Annotated in this window: 3 protein-coding genes; all 3 read right to left on the minus strand. The window is 71.3% G+C overall.

Annotation, left to right across the window (positions count from 1 at the left end):
* Positions 1 to 280, minus strand: a 280-nt coding sequence (locus VK923_17830; GenBank protein HSJ46541.1) for a hypothetical protein, incomplete at its 3' end; no start/stop codon positions are given.
* 809 nt (positions 281 to 1089) lie between these two features.
* On the minus strand, positions 1090 to 1353 hold the full coding sequence (locus VK923_17835) for a carboxypeptidase-like regulatory domain-containing protein (protein HSJ46542.1): 264 nt from the start codon (positions 1351 to 1353) through the stop codon (positions 1090 to 1092).
* Between the two features lie 9 nt (positions 1354 to 1362).
* Entirely contained in the window at positions 1363 to 2340 is a 978-nt protein-coding gene (locus VK923_17840; protein HSJ46543.1) for a hypothetical protein, read from the minus strand.
* Between the last annotated feature and the right edge of the window lie 494 nt (positions 2341 to 2834).

The following is a 2834-nucleotide window of genomic DNA, read 5'->3' on the forward strand; positions in this document are numbered from 1 at the left end:
ACATCAGCCGGTCGGCCATGATCGCGGTCGCCGGGTCGGCGAACACCCGCTCCAGGATCTGCACGTAGCGCGTGCGCACATCGGCACGGTCGATGCGGTGGTTGCTGACCTCGGCGTACACATGGGGGTGTTGGGCGGCGAGCCGTGCGATGCCGGTCCGCCAGGGCTCCTGTGCGTCGTCGGTGCCACCGAAGTGCCCGAGGTTGAAGTGGAGGTCGTCGAACCCGGCCAGGACGAGCGCCCAGTTGCTCGGTGAGCCGAACGGCGGGGACGCCCGCACCCGCGTTGCCCAGCGGCAGGAACCCCATCGGCGGGTACAGCTCGACGCCCACGAACCCGTAGCGTGCGACGGCGTCGGCCACGACTGCCAGCGGCGTGTCGATGTCGCCGACCCGACGGGCCCGCAGCTCGCGGCGCGGGTCGAACCCGACGAAGCCGAGCACGTCACCCTGTGCGCCGGCGGGCAGCTTGCCCTGCAGGCTCAGCCTGCTGATCTTCTCCTGCAGCTCGACCTGTTGGCGCTGGGTCGTCGCAGCCGTGTCCGACAGCCCCATGCCCAGGTCGACGAGCATCGAGACGGCCAGGTCGACCCGACCGGGGAACAGGTTGAGCAGCGTCGCCGTGTTGTCCAGCCGGTACGACCCGTAGATCCTCGCCCACCGCACCGCGCGTCGGGCGGCTCGGAACCAGTCGAGCGCAACCCTCCTGCGGGCTGCCACGGGGCGGTGGTGCGCCCTCGCTCGCCAGGTGGACGCCGACACGGTGCAGCAGCTCCGGGTCGGTCGCCGCGATCTCGGCCAGCATGCGGTCCACGTCGGTCTCCATCGTCGCCGCAGGTTCCGGCGCCGCCTCGGCGAAGCCGCGACCTCCGGCAGCGGCGCACCGCCGAGCAGCGTGTCGAGGCGCGCGTTCTCGGCAACGTAGCCCGGCGCGCCGCCCTGCAGGACACGTCCACCAGGGCGGCGATCTCGCTGGTGAACAGGCGGTCGTCGAATGCAACCTTCTGCAGGAACCCGTGGACCGGCAGGTCGTCGGCGTTGAACGTGTGGCAGTGGATGTCGACGATCGTGGTCACGACTGTTCCTCTCGTCAGGCCGACGGCGTGTCGCGGGGCAGCGTGATGGTGAGGTCGACGTCCTCGGTGACGTCGACCGTGACCTCGACCTGCCCGTGCGCCTCGGCGCGGCAGCCCACGCGGTAGGTCCCCGGTGCCGGCGCGGTCAGGGTGAACGCCCCGGACGCGTCGGTGACAGCGGCGATGTCGGGCGTGGGGTGGTCACCCCCCGCGAACCACACGGTCGCCCACTCGATCGGGACGCCGTCGGCGTCGGTCACGGTGCCGCGGATCAGCACGGCGCGGTCCTAGCCGTCCCCGTGCTTCTTCCAGTGCTGGATGTTGTCGAACGCCGGCCCGTTGATGCGGGTGCCCGAGTTCACGGTGGCGCCGCCGTAGGCGTGGACCGCGATGGCGAAGCGCTGGCCGTCCCTGATCCGGTAGACCGCCGCCCCGGACTGTCCACCGGCGGTGTCGATGTCGTAGCGCACCTTGCGTGACGACACCGAGTCCACGCGCCGTGCCGCGTACCACTGGGTGCCCGGCGGCTTGTCCCCGGGATAGCCGGAGATGTTGGCGACGACGGTGGTCAGGTCGGTGTCGGTGTAGCGGCCGAAGCCGAGCCATCCCGCCTGTCGGCCCAAGGGCTCCTCCAGGACGATCGCGCCGTAATCGTACTCTTCGTCGCCGTTCTCGGTCCAACCACGCACCGAGTGGAACTCGGTCGCCGGCGCCTCGCCGAACGGCTTCTCGGTGCCGTTGCGTCCCGGGATGACGCGCATCCGGACCACCCAGCCGTCCCGGCCGGGCACGCCGCTGTTCTTGATGAACACGCAGTGCCCGGCGGTGATCAGCACGCGGGGGCTGATGAACCAGGCGGTGCCGATCCAGTTCGAGCCGTCGGCGGCTGTGATCAGCAGCGAGGCGTGTACCCGCCATGGGTACGAGCCGGTCGCGGTGATCTGGCGCCGGTCGTCGGGCCCGTGGACGGTCTCCTGGGCGAACCCCCCAAACGAGGCGAGGCCCACGTCGGGGTACTGGGTCAGAAGCATCGGGTCGACGGCCGTTGCCGTGGCCTCCCCGGCGCGCGCCGACTCGGGGGCGAAGCCGCCCATCTCCGGCGCCGGCGGCGGGCCGGGCATCTCATAGCCGGTTACGTTCTCGACCTCGCCGGCGGGCTCGACGGCATCGTCCGCGTCGGCGACCTCGGGTGGCTCCTCCCCGGTCTCGATCTCTGCGATGTTGCTGACCCGCTCGTCGAGGCGGGTCGCCTCTGGCTCCGGCATGGTGCTGCCTTCCGCTCGTCGTTGTGTGCTACCCGGTGGTGAAGTGGTCCTGCGCCCCGGTGGCGTCATCCGCCTCGGCGTCGAACGCGCCGACCTCGACCACGACCACGGGGACCCAGGTCGTCGTTCCGGCCGTCGAGACCTCGACGGAGGCGGGAAGGCGCTCGTCGGTGCGGAGCTGGGCGCTGGGGACCTTGTGGTGACGTACACGGCGACCGCGTGCCCGTCGTCGGTGCCTGCGGACGTCTCGTCGACCGGCTGCGTGCCGATCCCGACCACGTTCGGGTAGGCGGACGGACCCTCGGCGTGCCGGTCGGCGGCCTGGCCGGGCCTGCTGGGGTGTCGCCACGGATGGATCCTCCGGTCGTGGCCGTGCACACACGGTCGCGCTGGGTCAGGTCGTCTCGTCGGTGACCAGCTCGACGTCGAGCACGTCGAGCACGTGGCCGATGCGATTGAACACGCTCGCCGACGGCGAGCCGGCGAAGTGCAGG

It is taken from the genome of Euzebyales bacterium, assembly GCA_035461305.1.
Classification (GTDB): Bacteria; Actinomycetota; Nitriliruptoria; order Euzebyales; family JAHELV01; genus JAHELV01.

Excerpts from the sequence above, each read along its gene's own strand:
- VK923_17840 (HSJ46543.1), bottom strand. The coding sequence starts at position 2,340 with ATGCCGGAGCCAGAGGCGACCCGCCTCGACGAGCGGGTCAGCAACATC.